Annotated in this window: 12 protein-coding genes and 1 riboswitch; of the genes, 5 read left to right on the top strand and 7 right to left on the bottom strand. The window is 41.5% G+C overall.

All coding sequences use genetic code 11. The annotated features are described in order from the left end of the window. The first annotated feature begins 56 nt into the window (after window positions 1-56). The 3 genes from AO498_RS02480 to AO498_RS02470 are packed head-to-tail and all read left to right on the top strand — an operon-like array spanning window position 57 to window position 2,779. Window positions 57-479: a VOC family protein gene (locus AO498_RS02480; RefSeq protein WP_067543324.1), complete on the top strand. Its 423-nt coding sequence runs from the start codon at window positions 57-59 to the stop codon at window positions 477-479. A gap of 6 nt (window positions 480-485) precedes the next feature. After that, on the top strand, window positions 486-1,550 hold the full coding sequence (locus AO498_RS02475; RefSeq protein WP_067543321.1) for an aminotransferase class I/II-fold pyridoxal phosphate-dependent enzyme: 1,065 nt from the start codon (window positions 486-488) through the stop codon (window positions 1,548-1,550). Next, entirely contained in the window at window positions 1,547-2,779 is a 1,233-nt protein-coding gene (locus AO498_RS02470; protein ID WP_067543317.1) for a serine hydrolase, read from the top strand. The genes AO498_RS02475 and AO498_RS02470 overlap by 4 nt, the downstream gene beginning before the upstream one ends. 562 nt (window positions 2,780-3,341) lie before the next feature. Here AO498_RS02470 and AO498_RS02455 read toward each other — a convergent pair. After that, window positions 3,342-4,784 (bottom strand): DASH family cryptochrome, encoded by a 1,443-nt coding sequence (locus tag AO498_RS02455; protein WP_067543308.1) that lies wholly within the window; start codon window positions 4,782-4,784, stop codon window positions 3,342-3,344. Window positions 4,785-4,956: 172 nt separating this feature from the next. Here AO498_RS02455 and AO498_RS02450 point away from each other — a divergent pair, with 172 nt between their 5' ends. Further along, the gene (locus AO498_RS02450; protein WP_067543305.1) at window positions 4,957-7,362 is read left to right on the top strand and encodes an alpha-L-rhamnosidase-related protein; all 2,406 of its coding nucleotides are present in this window, start codon (window positions 4,957-4,959) and stop codon (window positions 7,360-7,362) included. Window positions 7,363-7,407: 45 nt separating this feature from the next. Here AO498_RS02450 and AO498_RS02445 read toward each other — a convergent pair whose 3' ends face one another. The 4 genes from AO498_RS02445 to AO498_RS02430 form a co-directional block, all read right to left on the bottom strand. Beyond that, window positions 7,408-9,627, bottom strand: coding sequence for a carbohydrate binding family 9 domain-containing protein (locus AO498_RS02445; protein ID WP_148660175.1), 2,220 nt, complete (start codon window positions 9,625-9,627; stop codon window positions 7,408-7,410). Window positions 9,628-9,714: 87 nt separating this feature from the next. Continuing rightward, window positions 9,715-10,146, bottom strand: a complete 432-nt coding sequence (locus AO498_RS02440) for a secondary thiamine-phosphate synthase enzyme YjbQ (RefSeq protein WP_067543302.1) — start codon at window positions 10,144-10,146, stop codon at window positions 9,715-9,717. Then, window positions 10,143-10,499 carry a TfoX/Sxy family protein gene (locus AO498_RS02435; protein WP_067543299.1) on the bottom strand — a complete coding sequence of 119 codons (357 nt, stop codon included), beginning with the start codon at window positions 10,497-10,499 and terminating at the stop codon, window positions 10,143-10,145. The genes AO498_RS02440 and AO498_RS02435 overlap by 4 nt, the downstream gene beginning before the upstream one ends. Window positions 10,500-10,506: 7 nt before the next feature. Further along, window positions 10,507-11,352 (bottom strand): fumarylacetoacetate hydrolase family protein, encoded by an 846-nt coding sequence (locus tag AO498_RS02430; protein ID WP_067550195.1) that lies wholly within the window; start codon window positions 11,350-11,352, stop codon window positions 10,507-10,509. Window positions 11,353-11,444: 92 nt separating this feature from the next. Next, window positions 11,445-11,541, top strand: a riboswitch (TPP riboswitch). 141 nt (window positions 11,542-11,682) lie between these two features. On the opposite strand from AO498_RS02430, the gene AO498_RS02425 reads away from it, so the two are divergent. Continuing rightward, window positions 11,683-14,070, top strand: coding sequence for a TonB-dependent receptor (locus AO498_RS02425; protein ID WP_067543295.1), 2,388 nt, complete (start codon window positions 11,683-11,685; stop codon window positions 14,068-14,070). 70 nt (window positions 14,071-14,140) lie between these two features. Here AO498_RS02425 and AO498_RS02420 read toward each other — a convergent pair whose 3' ends face one another. Beyond that, window positions 14,141-14,626 (bottom strand): hypothetical protein, encoded by a 486-nt coding sequence (locus AO498_RS02420; protein ID WP_067543292.1) that lies wholly within the window; start codon window positions 14,624-14,626, stop codon window positions 14,141-14,143. A gap of 267 nt (window positions 14,627-14,893) precedes the next feature. After that, a complete protein-coding gene (locus AO498_RS02415; RefSeq protein ID WP_067543289.1) occupies window positions 14,894-16,006 on the bottom strand; it encodes an amidohydrolase family protein in 1,113 nt (370 codons plus the stop codon). Window positions 16,007-16,066 lie beyond the last annotated feature (60 nt).

The raw sequence follows: 16,066 nt of genomic DNA, 5'->3' as shown, positions 1-16,066 counted from the left end.
TTTAGGCCTGAAAAATCACTTAATTGCATTAAAAATCACCTCCAAAAGTAAGGAATATGAGCGAATTTAAACCCTTCCATTTAGCATTCCCGATTCGGGATATTGAAGAGACACGTCAATTTTACGGAGATCTGCTTGGATGCGATATTGGCAGAAGTACGGATAAGTGGATTGACTTTAATTTTTTCGGGCACCAACTTTCAGCGCACATTAAGCCTGAAGAGTTGGCTAATGCAAAAACGAATGAGGTGGATGGCAAGAATGTTCCCGTTCGTCATTTTGGGGCAATTCTCGGTTGGGAAGATTGGCATCAATTAGCAGATAAATTGAAAGCCCATGGAATTGAATTCGTGATTGAACCCTATATCAGATTCAAAGGTGAAGTAGGTGAGCAAGCAACGATGTTCTTCCTTGATCCTTGTGGAAATGCCTTAGAATTTAAATCCTTCCAGGACCCTTCTCAGATTTTTGCAAAATAAAATCAATTGAAACCGCTTCAGCTCAATCACCGAATAGGAAGAACCCTAGAAGTAGAAGGACGGAAACTTCTTTACTTCAGTGGAACCTCCTATTTGGGGATGGAGAGCTTGTCAGTGTATGAGGAAATTTTGATTGAAAATATCCGAAAATGGGGATTCAATCATGGATTAAGCAGGGTCAATAACCTGCGCTTGAGTCTGTTTGAGGAGTTTGAACAATTTTTTGCTACACATTCGGGAGCAGAATCTGCGGCAGTCATGAGCTCAGGTTATCTCGCAGGTCAAGCGGCACTTCAAAGGCTTCGAGTTCAAACAAATCTGTGCTGGATTGCTCCTGATACACATCCGGCCATTTTACCGGAGTCATTAAAACCTGATATTCAATTCAGTTTTATACAATGGAAAAATCGCTGTTTGGAGCTTGCTGAATCCCTTTCTGCTCAAAAAATTTTGATTTTGGGAAATGCTGTAGATCCACTTCGAGCAGAGGTTCATGATTATTCCTGGGTAAAATACATTTCAAAAAAGCATGAGGTGACTTTATTGATAGACGATAGTCATGCTTTTGGAACCCTAGGACATCAAGTTTTTGGATCGTATAGCTCGCTTGCTGACTCTTCGTTTGATCTAGTGGTTTCAGGTTCCCTTGGAAAGGGTTTGGCCATGCCAGCTGGGATTATTCTAGGGAAGCAGGATTTAATTTCAAGTATTAAAGCCAGGGAGATTTTTGCTGGTGCTTCTCCAGGCTCTCCAGCCAACCTTCAAGCATTCTTAGATTGTCAAGATTTATATCAAGCCCAAGCCGAAAAGATTAGACACTATTCTCAGATATTTCATCAAGAAACGAACCTCCTGTCCTCAGTTTTAGGCTCGGAAAAATTTCCGGTTTTTGTCCTTTCTGAAAATGGCTGGGCAGAAAGGCTAGGACAGATGGGATTTTTGATTTCTTCTTTCGCTTATCCAACACCGCAGAGTCCAACTATAAATCGAATTGTTGTATCGGCATTCCACACCTTCGGGGATTTAATGGCGATCAATGATGCTTTGCACCAACTTTCAGAAGACCGATGAATAAATTAAACCTCATTTTATTCCTAAGCATATTTGGCTTAGCCTCCTGCCAGCATTCTGATGCCCCATTTCGAGAAAATTTGGAGGATTTCCCGGTTTTAAAAAAGGTTTTAGCTGATTCCAACTTATATCAAGTACAGATCATTTATACCCAAATTGATCGAAATGAACACGGAAATCCGTTAATGATTTCCTATACCTATAACCTTGACGAATCACGATATTTTTATCCAGCTTCAACGGTCAAGCTTCCCGTGGCTATCCTAGCCTTGGAATGGCTGGAGGAACAAGGGATGGACGACTTATCTGCAGAAAGTATTATGCTTACGGATTCTGTTCATCCTTCCCAAATTCCGGCTTGGTCTGATTCTACTGCCAAAAATAACCTTCCTAGTATCGCTCATTACGTAAAAAAGATTTTGTTGGTAAGTGATAATGATGCTTATAATCGGCTTTATGAATTGCTGGGACAGGAATATATCAATGAAAAACTCAAGGAAAAGGGTCTATTGCATACTGTGATTAATCACCGCTTAAGTTTTCCAGCAAGTCCTGAGGAAAATCGGATGTTTAATCCAGTTTATTTTCAGGATTCATTAGGGAATTCAATTTTGAAGCTTCCTGCACGAACTACAGACAAAATCTATTTTAATAGCGCCCAGCCCAAAATTGGAAATGGGTATTATTTAGGTGATTCCCTAGTTCAGGAACCTTTGGATTTTACTCATAAGAATCGCTTTTCTTTGACAGACTTCGACGGCGTAGTGAAGCGGATGATTTTCCCAGAAGCATTTTTGGGAGTTGAGCGGTTTAATCTTAATGAAGCACACCGTTCTTTGGTTTTGAAATACATGAGTATGCTCCCAGGAGAAAGCGATTTCCCAAGTTATCCACAATCTGAATATTGGGATACCTATTCTAAATTTTACAAGGATGGATTATCGAAGGACCCAATTCCTGCTTCCATTCGAATTTTCAACAAAACAGGACAAGCTTATGGACACCTGCTGGATGGAAGCTATTTCGTTGATTTTGAACATGGGATTGAATTCTTTGTGACTGCAATCATCTATGTGAATTCAGACCAAATCCTCAATGATGATCAATATGAATATGATGCGGTTGGATTTCCATTTTTTGCGGAATTAGGGCAGTATTTGCATCAAAGAGAATTAAAAAGGAAAAAGCAGATTCCTGCCGATTTGGGTAGGTTTACGTTTGAGTATTAAGGGAATATTTAAGAATGAAAGAATTTCTGGGCTACTTAAAGAAATTTTGGTGGCTTTTTGTCATCTCTATTCTGATTGATTTTTTTTGGTTGGAGGCTTATGTTTATCCTACGCTAACCTTTGATCTAAGCGTTGGCTTGGACCCAATAGTGTGGATTCGTGTTTTTCTCAAGCAGATTCCATTTATGATTGGATTTTATTTCGTCTTTTTTCGACCAAATCGAGAAAAGTTGTTCAAAAAGGAGAATACTAATCCAAAAAATTGAGCCTCAAGATTTTTCTACTTATGAAAGATTTAATAACCTATCTAAAATGGAAACCAACTTGGATTGGAATACTAATTTTTAGCGTTTTGTATTTCATCCTGGTACAAGCCTATGTTTATCCTATGCTTACTTTTGACTTTTCGGTAATTATGAAAAGGGAAACCTGGATTCACTTGATATTTATAAATGCGGGGATAACGATTTTCAATTTCTTCTGGTTTTGGAGACCTAACAAAGAAAAATTCCAAAAGAAAAAACCCCAAGAAAATTCTTGAGGTTTTGGATCTATGATAAGCTTAATAGGATTTTTCGAGTTTTGGGATTTTGATTATGGGCTGTGGATAAGTATGGCCAAGTTGGATTTTCAGAGCTCTCAATTGAGATGTGGATAACTCCCAAGGTTGATGAATATCAAACCCTTTAATCTCTTCTAATTCAGGAATCCATAATCTGACAAATTCTCCTTTTTTGTCATAATTATTTGCTTGTCTGAGTATGTTGAAATAGCGGTTTTCTCTTGGGTCATTGCCTACTCCACCCACATACATCCAGTTGCCCCAATTGGAGCAGACATCGTAATCGATCAGCTGACTTTCAAAGTAGGTGGCTCCCCAAGTCCAGTCAATTCCAAGATCATTGACAAGGAAACTGGCCACATTTTGACGTCCTCTATTGGACATAAATCCAGTTTCTTTCAATTCTCTCATGTTGGCATCCACAAAAGGAACTCCCGTCATCCCCTCTACCCAGCGCTCAAATTGAGCCTTATCTCTTCTCCAGGAGTCCTTTTGATGTTTGATGCCTTCAATATCAAAGATTTTATCTCCATGTTTTTTGGCAATAAACCGGAAATAATCTCTCCATATCAGTTCAAAAATGAGCCAATATGTGCTGTCGTTTTTCTTTCGCTCTCGTTCGTATTTTTTTACTTCTTCATAGATCGTCCGAGGCGAAATACAACCCAAAGCCAACCACGGTGAAAATTTGGAACTGTAATCCATTCCGATCATTCCATTCCGAGTTTCCTTATAGACTTTGAGTAGGTCTTTTTCCCAAAAATAAGACCTGAGTCGCCCTAGTGCAGATGACTCTCCACCCTTCATCTCCAACCACGATTGGACATCTGACTTGGGTTCCTCCAGTCCTAAATGACTTAATTTTGGTACTTCCCCTAATAAACTTTTAAGTTCGGATTGAGGGAATTTGATTTCTTTTATTTCAGAGAATGTTGCTCGGATTTTCGATTGTTTTTCAACTTCTTTTCGAAATTGAGTAAATACCTCAGGTGTCTGCTTGATTGGAAATGGAAAGTCATCCAAATGATAAAGCGTGCTTTGCCAAAAGCTTTCGCAGGCTATCCCCATTGAGAAGGCTGTTTTTTCCAAAGACTTATCCACACTTCTTTCTTCAGAAGTTATTTCTTTTGAAAAGAATATCGCATCGGCCATTACTTGTTCTGCCAAGCGAGGAATTTCTACTTCTGGTTTTCCTTGAAGAATTATTATATCTCCTCCAATCTTTTGGAGGGATGTCCTTAGGTCTGTAATACTTTCCAAAATGAATTTCGCTCGAATAGCTCCAGTTTTTGGAAATCCTAGGGATGTATTTGCATACATTCTCGGATCAAAGCAATACACAGGAATGACTTGAATGCCTGATTGAATTGCCCGGGACAAGGTTTCATTATCCCGAATTCTCAAATCATTTCTAAACCAAACCAGTATCCGATTGAATTTCATGTCTTCCGAACAGGCTGTTTAAAAAAAGTGTTTGAAAACTTTCACAAAATATTTTGAGAGCCATTTGGGTCTCATTCTTTACTTTTCAAATCGCTTCCAGATAAGTCAATAGGAATAGTCATTCCCGATTTTAGTTGAATTGGCTTATCTTTTCGTCTTAATTCCATGGTTTATGACCCACAGATTTTTAATGCTTGGTTTGATTGCAACCTTGTTTTCATGCCAAGCGCCGCTTACTCCTACTCAGGTTTTGTTTGAAGATGTTAAGTCCCAAGAGGGATTGATCGGGAAATCTGATTATTTGAAATCTCCTTTTGTTACCGGAGGAGATCGGATCTATTTGATCGGAAATCAAGATGGGAGTTTTTCAGACTTGGGATGGCATGTACAGGGGGAAATGGGAGGAATTTGGCTACATCCTATCAAATTGATGGATGGTTTTACAAGTTCGATCAAAGTTGAAAACCAAACGTATTGTCTAGACAAGGCTTCTTCTTTCACCAACTTTCCATTTTCTAACCTTCATCAATTTGAATTTTCGTCTATCGGAATCGAAGTAGAACGACTCCAATTCGTGCCGGATGGAAAAGAAGGATTAACTATTCTTTTTCGCGTTCAAAATGTGGATAAGTCAGCAAAAACAGTCCAATTTCAATTCAATGCTTTTGTAGACCTTTTGCCAGTTTGGTTGGGAGAGCGAACTGGAATGCAGGATCAACAAGACCTTATTTCCTTTGATGAAATGACTAACACCTTTTCAGCCAAAGATCAAGGGAATCCTTGGGTTACGGTGTGGGGTACTGCAGAGGGTATTACTCTTTTCCCTGAAAATGGATTTGACTGTAATTATTCTCCCAAAGGAAATGGCGCTGCTGCGGGATTTTCTTTAGAAATAAATTTACCTGGCGAGACAGAGCAAATTATCCCAGTTTTTATTGCAGGATCCTCGGAAAGTGAATTGAAAGCCATGGAGACCTTGGTCGATTTGCGAAAGAATTTGGATACGGATTGGTATGCAAAAAAGAAGCGATATGAATCTTTAGCGAACTTATCCGAAATACAAATACCTGATTCGGATCTTCAAAATGCTTTCCAATGGATCAAATACAATACAGATTGGCTAGTACGGGATGTACCAGGAATCGGTAGGGGATTCGGGGCGGGACTTCAGGACTATCCTTGGTTTTTTGGAGTCGATAGTGAATATACGATCCAGGGTTTAATTGCGACGGGGAGAAAAGACTTGGTTTATTCTACCCTTGAACTTATCCACAACCTTTCTGAAAAAGAAAATGGAAACGGCAGAATCATCCATGAAGTGAGCACCAATGGGGCAGTATTCAATCCTGGGAATATCAACGAGACACCACAATGGACTTCTACGATTTGGGAAGTGTACCGTTGGACAGGAGATAAGGAGCTTTTGGAGAAGTATTTTCCATCTATTGAAAAAGGTTTGGACTGGCTTCTTCGGGAAAATGACAAGGATGGCAATCTCCTCGCTGACGGTTATGGCATGATGGAAATCCATGGACTGAAATCTGAGATGATTGATGTCGCTGCCTATTCCCAAAAGGCCTTTGCAGATGCGTCGAAAATGGCCGAAATCTTAGGAAAAACCGAACTTTCAAAAAGTTATCAACAGACAGCTGATGCTTTGGCGGATAAGATTAATTCAGACTTTTGGGTAGAGGAGTTTGGAAGTTATGCTGATTTTATTGGCACAGTTGAGGAAGCATTACATCTGATTGACGATGCCATCATCCGTGCAGATACCCTGAAAAAACCTTGGGCAGTTGAAGAGCTGAAAGCTACCAAGGCTAAGTTATCTACCTTACCCAAGGATCAGAAACAGGGATTTGTACTTTTTCACAATTGGGTGGTCAACACCCCAATGGAAACAGGAGTTGCTGATCCCGAAAAGGCTAAAATCGCTTTGGCTACCGCTAAAAAATACACTAATCCTTTTGGCACTTTTGTAACAGGAATTGATCGTGACGAACAGGCGGAAAATGAAGATGGGTCTTTTGCAGGAAGCAAAAGCTTTTCCTACACGGGTGCGGTGATGACATTACCAACCGGTGTTTCGGCTATCGGGGAAGGAAGATATGGAAATCCAGATGGGGCATTGGACTACTTGAAGCGGATGACCCGAAGTTTTGGCTTTGCTTTGCCAGGCTCTATGTATGAAGTATCTCCGGATTACGGCATGTTTACGCAGGCTTGGAATATGTACAGTTTCGGTGTGCCGATCGTGATGCAGTTTTTCGGAATTCAACCTGATGCAGGAAATAAGGTGATTTACATAAGGCCTCAGATGCCAACAGCCTGGGAGGAAGCTTCCATCCAGAAAGTCATTGTGGGGGACAATGAAATCAAACTTTCCTATGTGGATAAGTCTGGCGTTCGAGCCATTGAAGTGGAGCAAACCCAGTCCAAATGGGGGATTTCGATTGAGATTCCTGAAGAATTTTCCAAAGTGAAAGTCCTTGGAAAGGAAGTCAGTTCGGATACAAAAGATGGGTATCGTAGAATATTGATAACAGGGAAAAAAGTGAGAGTGGAGGCGAGTAAATGAGAATTAGACCTGTCAGATTTTTGAAAAACTGTCAGGTCTTTCTCATTACAAATTCAACCAATAATTCAGCTTGAATACCAGCGAACGCTGCTTAGGCATAAAGTCTCCTGGGAAGTAGTTGTCGGTATACACTAGGAAGAAATCCGAAACAGGTGCATATCTCCATTGCAGTCGCGTGTTGATATTCAAGTTGTCGATCTGATTGTTGTACTGGATAAAGGTCGTCCAGAAGAGATTTTTAGTAAAGGTCAAGTCGATTCTTGGTCCCACCAATACCAAATCCGCATCGTTTTGAGGTTTAGGCATTCGGATTCGGGCATAGTTGAAATTCATTGAAATATTTGCCAAATACCCTAATCGGATGCCTGTTTGTGTGGTAATTCGCTGAATATTACCGGTGAAATATTGTCCAAATTCTCCTAATAGTTGGAGATTGAACATATTTCGTGGATTGCTTCTATAATCGACTGTGACGTTTCTAAATTGGTATTCCGTTCCAGCTTTTAATGTCTCTCCACCTGTACGGGTTGGGTCAAAGTCGCTAAACAAGTAAATGAATCGGTTCTTTTGTGCGATTTCCAACTGAGCAAAGGAATTAAATCGCACAATGTACCCAAGGTTAATATCTCGGTCTGTGGTGCCTAAGGTTTCGTTCCAGTATCCTTCAAATTCGATCTTTGGTCCATGTCGATTGATCAACTTGGATTTGGGATAAAATAGGTAGCTCAAATCTGGATTGAATCGCTTAAAATCAACTCTTGGTACAAATCCTACTGCAGGATTAAACGATTTTCCGACGTCCTGAACACTGATCGTCCAGTTCCAATGGATGTCGGTAAAGAGCATATAAGCATTGAAAGAATACGGTTTGGCCACATCTTCCGTTTCAAAAGTCCGGTGGTAGAATACCTTTCCTGTAAATTTTCCATTGGCGGAATTCAAGTTATAATCTACACCCAAAAGTCTGTTGTAGGCTTGAGGATCAAAAAGCTGCTGAAATTCGTCAAGAGCTAGACTTTCCCGATTAACGTAGATCAGGCCAACATTGGAGCGAGCAAATACCTTTTTCTGAACCGCAAATACCGAGAAGTTTTTTCCTGCAATTCCTGCAGACTCATCGGTGGCAGTTTGCATGTTCATCACTCCGATACGCCAATTTTCATTGAGCTTTCCACTTAATCGTGCCCCATAGATGATTTTGCTTTGGACATTTTGCCCTGTGGCAGAATCTATATCAACTCCTATTCTTCGGGAAAAGAAAGGTCTTGACCTTGGCTGTCCGAAACTTTCAAATAAGTCGGCATTTTCCAAGAAAAACTGTCTTCGTTCTGGAAAGAAGATCTCAAATCGATCCAAGTTGGTGACTTGCTGATCCACTTCCACTTGAGAAAAATCCGGGTTAAAGGTAAGGTCAAGATTAAGTGCTGGGCCTATCCCAATTTTGGCGTCCCCGCCAATCGCTGGCGTCAATGACTCACTGGTGTTTTCCAAAAAATTGGTATTGGTCCTACCCGCTACATAAGGAATCAAGGAAATATTCGCGGTACTTTTTCGCAATGGCTCTTCAAAAATTAGTTTTCTAAGAAATGCCGTTGAAATTACCGGGAAGTTTCTAGGAATGGGAGACCAAGTACTTCGTTCGCCATAGTGGCTATCTATTCGGTAAAAATTCACATTCCAATTTTGCGCACCTTCATTAAATCGAAGTGTGGAAAGTGGGATCACAATTTCTACTTGCCAGTGATTTTCAAAAATTTTTGCCTGAGAATACCACTTATTATCCCAAGCCAAGCTAAAGTCTTCTGATCTATTTCCACCATTGGCAATCAAGCCTTCGCGTTGTACACCATAAGGGTTTACGCCAAATGAAAATGCATTGGTTTTGTCGTTGAAGGTATCAAAAACAAATACAATGGCGTCGTTTTGCTCCCCGCGAAAATCCCGTCTCAAGGAAGTGGAGACATATTTTCTCGGGCCATTGTTTTCCATGACTGCGGCCAGGTACAAATTGTTGTCATCGAAGGCAACTTTTACCCGAGTGTTGATTTGGGAAGTTGAGGTGTCGGAGGGAAAATATTGACGAAAATTGCCGTTCCATCCTTCCTGATTTTTCCAGATTTCCTCATCTAGAATCCCGTCTAGGGAAATAGGCTCACTTAATTTAAAGGCAAAGGCATTCTCGGTTGAGGACGTGGATTGTCCATTTGCTGTCCAAACAATAATTAAACTGAGACAAAAGGTAAGCAGGTACTGGGTGAATTTCATGTAAGGTCGGTTGAGTACAAAAGTACTTTTGTCCAATTAGCTCATCCAAGGAATTTTATCAATGGTTGAAGAGGGGTTTTCAATGGACTATTTGGTGCCATAGGCCGTTAGCACTAGATTTCTTGGGCCTCCTTGATAACGGAATTCACAAAGGTAGACCCCCTGCCAAATTCCCAAAGCGAGTTTTCCTCCGGAAATGGGAATCTGAACACTAGTCCCAAAAAAGGCACTTTTGATGTGGGCCGGCATATCATCATCTCCTTCATAATTATGTACAAATCGAGGATAATTCTCTGGAATTAATTCATTTACGAAGGTTTGGAAATCTTTCCTGACTGTAGGGTCGGCATTCTCATTGATGCAAAGTCCTGCAGAAGTATGCTGAATAAACACCTGCAAAAATCCAATTCGGATTTCCCAGATTTCTGGAATCGCCTTCATGATCTGTTCGGTTATCAAATGGTATCCCTGTGGATAACTTGGAAGGCGAAGTTGTTTTTGATAAAAAAGAGCACTCATTTTTTACTTTTTTTGGCCTTAGGATTAAAGGCTAAAGCTAAATCAATCCAATGCTCTAAATCGGTATCTAGGTCAAATCCCTCTGGATAAACATACACAAAACCCTTCATGGGGCGCCCTGTAAAATCCATAAGTCTACATCCTGGTTTTTTAATCGCTTCTGAGAAAGCCTCTTCTCCGATTCTTGCCATCAGTCGATTTTCTTTGGTGTTTTTATCTTGATCTAAGCCAAGCAACATTTTGTCGTCCACAATCACTACTTGTCCTCCCATCATTGATTTGGCCAAAAATGGAACTTTCCTCGCTTTTAAAACCTGGGTTATTCTTTCCAATTGATAGGAGTCGAAAGCCATGGTTCTCTCAAATTAATCCGACTTTATTTTCCAAAGTCCCGATACCGTCAATCGTGATTTTCACCAAATCTCCTTTCTGCAAAGTAAAATTATCAGGTACAATACCCGTACCTGTCATCATCAGGCAACCGATCGGAAAGGTATTTGCCCGGAAAAGCCAATCGGCAAGTTCCTGCGGTTTGCGTTTCATTTGTGCCAAAGTCGTCTCCCCTGAAGCCTCGGTTTTTCCATTGCGAAGGATTTCCAATTGGATTTGGGTGGAATCATCCAGCATTTCTTCCTGAATCAAAATGCAAGGTCCGACTGAAGCACATCCCTGATAGACTTTTGCCTGTGGCAGATAGAGCGGGTTTTCTCCCTCGATGCTTCGGCTACTCATGTCATTTCCAACTGTAAAGCCCTGCACTTTTCCTGATGGAGAAATCAACAGCGTCAATTCCGGCTCGGGCACATCCCAAGTGGAATCTTTGCGGATATTGACGGTTTCGCCGGGATTGGATACACGACTGGCAGTAGCTTTGAAAAACAATTCTGGTCGGTCGGCTACATAAACTTTGTCATAAAAATCCGCCCCACCGGCATCTTTGGATTCCTCCATACGTGCAGTTCGGCTACGGTAGTAGGTCACTCCCGCTGCCCAGATTTCCTGGTTGCCCATCGGTGCCAAAAGCCCTTCAGACTTGAGCTGTTCTGCTTCCCCTTCAGAAATTTTCTCCCAATGTGCAGCCTCCGCCCTAAGCAACTTCGGTAAATGTTCCCTACCGAGTAGTTGATCCCAGTCAAGTTCTGGACCAAGAAAAATATCAGAATCGGTTTCCAAAAGAGTTGCTGAGGTTAGTTTGTAAAGGCGCATTAGGTTATGGGTTTGAGGTTTGGAGTTGAAGTTAAAAAAAAGCGATTGATCATCAGTCCTTGCAAAAAAACTTTTCGCTCGTACCTTTGTTTCCAGATCATAAGGGGTGCCTTAATACAACGGGCTGAGATCATACCCATACGACCTGATCCGGGTAATGCCGGCGAAGGGAAATGAGAAAGCAGAGTAAAAATTCGAGTCAACAAGCCGAAGAGGTACCCTTCGGGCATGTTTTGGGTTTTGCTATGCTACACGGGTTTAACAAAGACAGAATGCCTCCCCTAGGTTTTCTAATGTTTCACTCAAACTCCCAAAAGGGGAAAAGTTATCATGAAAAAAACAGTAGTTGGCCTTGTTTTATACTTGGCCGGTTTTGCCGCTTGGGCTCAACATAGTCTCAGTGGAAAAGTAGTGGATGCCAAAAGCAATCTGCCTTTGGTTGGTGCATCTGTTTGGACCGAAACCGCCAGCCGAGGTACGGTCACGGATGAAAGTGGTCAGTTTGTTCTTTCTAAATTGCCAGAAGGCAAGCTCGAAATTCGGATTTCATACCTTGGCTATGAGACAGAGCGAATGACTTTAAATCTTCCTATTTCGGGTGAATTGGAAGTAAAGCTTCAATCTAAGGATTTTCTCACGGAGGAATTTATCGTATCGGCTACCAGAGCTTCATCGAGTACGCCGACAACCTTTTCTAACGTAGATAGATCTGAAATCGCAAAGCGAAATTTGGGTCAGGACATACCCATTTTGTTCAATTTCACTCCATCCGTGGTGAGTTTTTCAGATGCAGGAGCGGGAGTCGGCTATACTGGATTGCGAATTCGAGGCTCAGATCAAACCCGTATCAATGCTACAATCAACGGGATTCCGCTCAATGATGCCGAGTCACACGGTGTCTTTTGGGTGAATATGCCGGATTTTGCCTCTTCAGTAGAAAATGTCCAAATCCAGCGTGGGGTGGGTACTTCCACTAATGGGGCAGCGACCTTTGGCGCAAGTCTCAATTTTCAAACAGACACCCATCGGGAGGAGGCCTATGCCGAATTGGATAACGGATTTGGCTCGTTCAATACTTGGAGACATACCGTCAAAGCCGGAACCGGGCTACTTAATAATCGCTTTGCAGTCGATGCCCGACTTTCTAAAATTACATCGGATGGCTTTGTGGATCGAGCTTTTTCGGATATGAGTAGTTGGTTTGTTTCTGGAGGATATTATGGAGAAAAGAGTGTAATCAAACTTGTGGCTTTCTCAGGAAAGGAGCAAACCTATCAAAGCTGGTGGGGCCTGCCTGAAGCTAAGCTACAAAATGACCGAACTTGGAATTATTACACCTACGATAACGAAACCGATAACTACCAGCAGGATCATTATCAATTGATCTATACTGGAAAAGTCGGTTTTAACTGGAAAACGAATCTCGCCCTTCATTATACCTACGGCCGTGGATACTACGAACAATTCCGGGAAGATGACGACTTTGGAAGTTATGGTTTGGATCCTGTCCAAATCGGAGATCACCTGATTGAAAGCGCTGATATTATCCGTCGCCGTTGGTTGGATAATGATTTCTATGGATTTGTAGGTTCGGCGAATTATGTTTCAACAGATGGTAGACTGGATTGGATCATCGGTGGGGGTGCCAATCGATACGATGGCGGGCACTTTGGTGAGATTATCTGGGCAAGAGTTGCGGGCAATACCAACATCCGTGACCGCTATTATGACAACAATGCCATCAAGGATGATCGGAATATCTACACCAAAGCCACTTACGAAATTAAACCCGGCTTAAATCTTTTCGGCGATTTGCAGCTGAGAGGGATCAATTATTCCTTTCTTGGGGTAAATGACGATCAGCGAATTGTAGACGGTCGAGCGGACTACACCTTTTTCAATCCTAAGTTTGGGTTCTCTTACGAAAAAGGAAAACAAACTTGGTATGCGAGCTACGCTGTGGCAAACCGTGAGCCTACCCGTTCGGATTTTACCGACAATCCAATCACAGAAGTACCCAGACCTGAGCGATTAAACAACGTGGAAGCTGGTGTACGTGCAAAAGCGGGAAGCTTTAGCTATAATGCCAACTTCTACTATATGGGTTATAAAGATCAGTTGATTCTAACTGGGCAAATCAACGATGTGGGCGCCTATATCCGTGAAAACGTAGCGTCTTCCTACCGTGCAGGTATCGAGGTGGATGGAGCGTATCAGCTTTCCAATGTTTGGACCGTGGGAGGAAATCTTACCCTTAGCCAAAACAAAATCCGGGAGTTTACAGAGTATATCGATGACTACAGCGTGGAGGATTTTAGACAAGAAACCTTTACCTATTCCAACACAGACATTGCCTTTTCACCGAATGTGGTGGGCTCGGCAATTATCGAGTACAAGCCTAGCAAAAACTTGTCCCTCAATTGGCTCAGCAAATATGTTGGCCGACAGTTTTTGGATAATACCGCCAATGAGGCTAGATCGCTGGATGCTTTCTTCACCAATGATCTGAGAATCAGCTATGCTGCCACGCCGAGATTCTTCAAAGGATTAGAAGTCAATTTGCTGATTAACAATATCTTCAATGAGCTTTATGAGCCAAATGGATATACGTTCAGCTATTTTGTGCCAGGTGGAAATGGTCGTGAATTGGTGACAGAGAACTTCTACTATCCTCAGGCGGGGACTAACTTCTTGCTGGGATTACGAATGAAGTTTTAACAATTGCTCACAGGTGGCACAGATTTTCACAGTTGAAAAATAGCTGTGGAGATCTGTGTCATCTGTGAGATCAATACAATTGAAGCCCTTTCTGGATTTGTCCCAATGCCCGAATCGCATCTTTCTCTTTGGCATAATCAAACACCAGTAACCCTTTTCCTTCTAGCTTCAGCACGCACTTGTACGTGGTTATTTCATAGGAACTAGTAGGACTGATTCCATTAGGAAGGTTAGTGTGCTGATAGGTATAATGGATTAACTCAGCATTTTCCACCTTGGGAAGCGATTCCCACTTTCCTGTTTTTATCCAAAGTATATTCCGGTACTTTTTGATCGTTTTCCTTTCAAAATCGATTAGGGTTCCAGAGTAAGTAGAAACTAATCCCAAACCCAAAAGCACTGGGATTCCTCCTACCAAAAGTATTTTGGAAATGGGGGTATCTACTTCCAAGAAGAAAGGGGTAATCCAAACGGTTATCCCCATCAGAAGTAAAACAGATCCTGCAAGCAGGTACCCATTGTTTTTATCTCGATAAGAGTGATGAAACTGGTGCAAAACTTGGATTCGTGTTTTTTAAGATCGGGTAAATATATCTTCTGGTCATTGTATCTTTTTTTCTCTCAGATAATTCAGATTTGAAAAGATGAAAAGAATCTGTTTAAATCCCTGTCATCAGTAAGATTCTTTTTTTCATTTACTACTGAGCAGTACAAAGAGAAATGCCCAATAAAAAACAATATATCGTTTAAAAGAAAAGCCTTAAATGTATAGATTTTAGAAGTCTGTGCATCTAAGGCCAATCAAATGGAAGTCGCCTTTAGATTACTCTGGAAACAAGGTCTTATCCAATCCAGGAACGATCCTCAACGCATTTTTGTAGTAGACTTTTTTCAATACTTCATCGGACAAGCCCAATCCATACATGGCCCAAAATGCATGGTATTTTTTATAGTATGGAAAATATTCGTCCTCGGTTTCTAACACTCTGAAATAAGTGTGAAACTCTTCTGGATTATAAGCATCCTTTCCAAAAAGTAATCGGTCTTGGTATTTGGTAAAGAACTCTTTGGCCCGTTTAGGTTGTCTACCAAACTCCGCGATCACAGCACCAATTCCGAAATTCACATTGGGGTATTTATCCAAATGAGCTCCTGCTGCGTCCAAATCATTAGCCATCCATCCCATGTGAGCATTGATAAATGTGGTCTTTGGATGCTTTGCGAATACATGATGCTGTTCTGCAATGATTTGTTCAAAAGGCGCAGGGTCAGTGGCAGAGCGCTGTCGGTTAGGGTGAGTTTTAAGTTCCAGCCAACGTTCATTGTTGGCATCCATCGGTTGCCAAAACTGAGCAGGATCGGCTGAATGGATAATCACTGGAATACCCAATTCACCAGCTTTAGCCCAAACTGGATCCAAATCGGGATGGTCCACGGGAACACGCTTTCCTTGATTGTCTTTGATGGTTAGACCCAAGCTTTTGTAGATTTTGAGTCCGACAGCTCCGGCTTGCACATCTTCTTCCAGTTCTTTCACTGCCAAAGCCGTCCAATTAGGGTCGCCAAAACCATTAAAATTCAGATTGGTAAAAACCATAAAGCGTCCAGGAGCATGGGTTTTGAACTCCTGCATCATGGATCGGATATATTCCTGTTGGGCATTGCTGTTTCCCTGACCAAATCCTCTTCCACTGAGGTTAATCATGATCCCCATATTGAGCTCATCCATTTCCGAACGGAGTTGATCAATTTTAGCCTTATTGATTCCTCCTTGATGGCTGTGGATATCAATAAAAGGAAATTTGGACCTGGTAACTGGATTTTGGGGCACCTTGAGTGTGGAGGGAGGATTGTATTCCTCGAAACTCATTTCTTGGGCTGAAATAATTCCTGCCCAAATGCAGAGCAGGATAAAAAGAGGTAGTGCTTTCTTCATGAGCGTTTTAACTGAGTTCAGTAGAAAATGGATTTGGAATTTCCTTAAGCGGAAAAAAAG

The sequence above is a fragment of the Algoriphagus sanaruensis genome (genome assembly GCF_001593605.1).
Classification (GTDB): domain Bacteria; phylum Bacteroidota; class Bacteroidia; order Cytophagales; family Cyclobacteriaceae; genus Algoriphagus; species Algoriphagus sanaruensis.
This window is presented reverse-complemented; position numbering and strand designations above follow the sequence as displayed.

Coding starts and splice junctions, on each gene's coding strand:
- AO498_RS02480 (WP_067543324.1), top strand. CDS start 57: ATGAGCGAATTTAAACCCTTCCATTTAGCATTCCCGATTCGGGATATT.
- AO498_RS02470 (WP_067543317.1), top strand. CDS start 1,547: ATGAATAAATTAAACCTCATTTTATTCCTAAGCATATTTGGCTTAGCC.
- AO498_RS02455 (WP_067543308.1), bottom strand. CDS start 4,784: ATGAAATTCAATCGGATACTGGTTTGGTTTAGAAATGATTTGAGAATT.
- AO498_RS02450 (WP_067543305.1), top strand. CDS start 4,957: ATGACCCACAGATTTTTAATGCTTGGTTTGATTGCAACCTTGTTTTCA.
- AO498_RS02445 (WP_148660175.1), bottom strand. CDS start 9,627: ATGAAATTCACCCAGTACCTGCTTACCTTTTGTCTCAGTTTAATTATT.
- AO498_RS02440 (WP_067543302.1), bottom strand. CDS start 10,146: ATGAGTGCTCTTTTTTATCAAAAACAACTTCGCCTTCCAAGTTATCCA.
- AO498_RS02435 (WP_067543299.1), bottom strand. CDS start 10,499: ATGGCTTTCGACTCCTATCAATTGGAAAGAATAACCCAGGTTTTAAAA.
- AO498_RS02430 (WP_067550195.1), bottom strand. CDS start 11,352: ATGCGCCTTTACAAACTAACCTCAGCAACTCTTTTGGAAACCGATTCT.
- AO498_RS02425 (WP_067543295.1), top strand. CDS start 11,683: ATGAAAAAAACAGTAGTTGGCCTTGTTTTATACTTGGCCGGTTTTGCC.
- AO498_RS02415 (WP_067543289.1), bottom strand. CDS start 16,006: ATGAAGAAAGCACTACCTCTTTTTATCCTGCTCTGCATTTGGGCAGGA.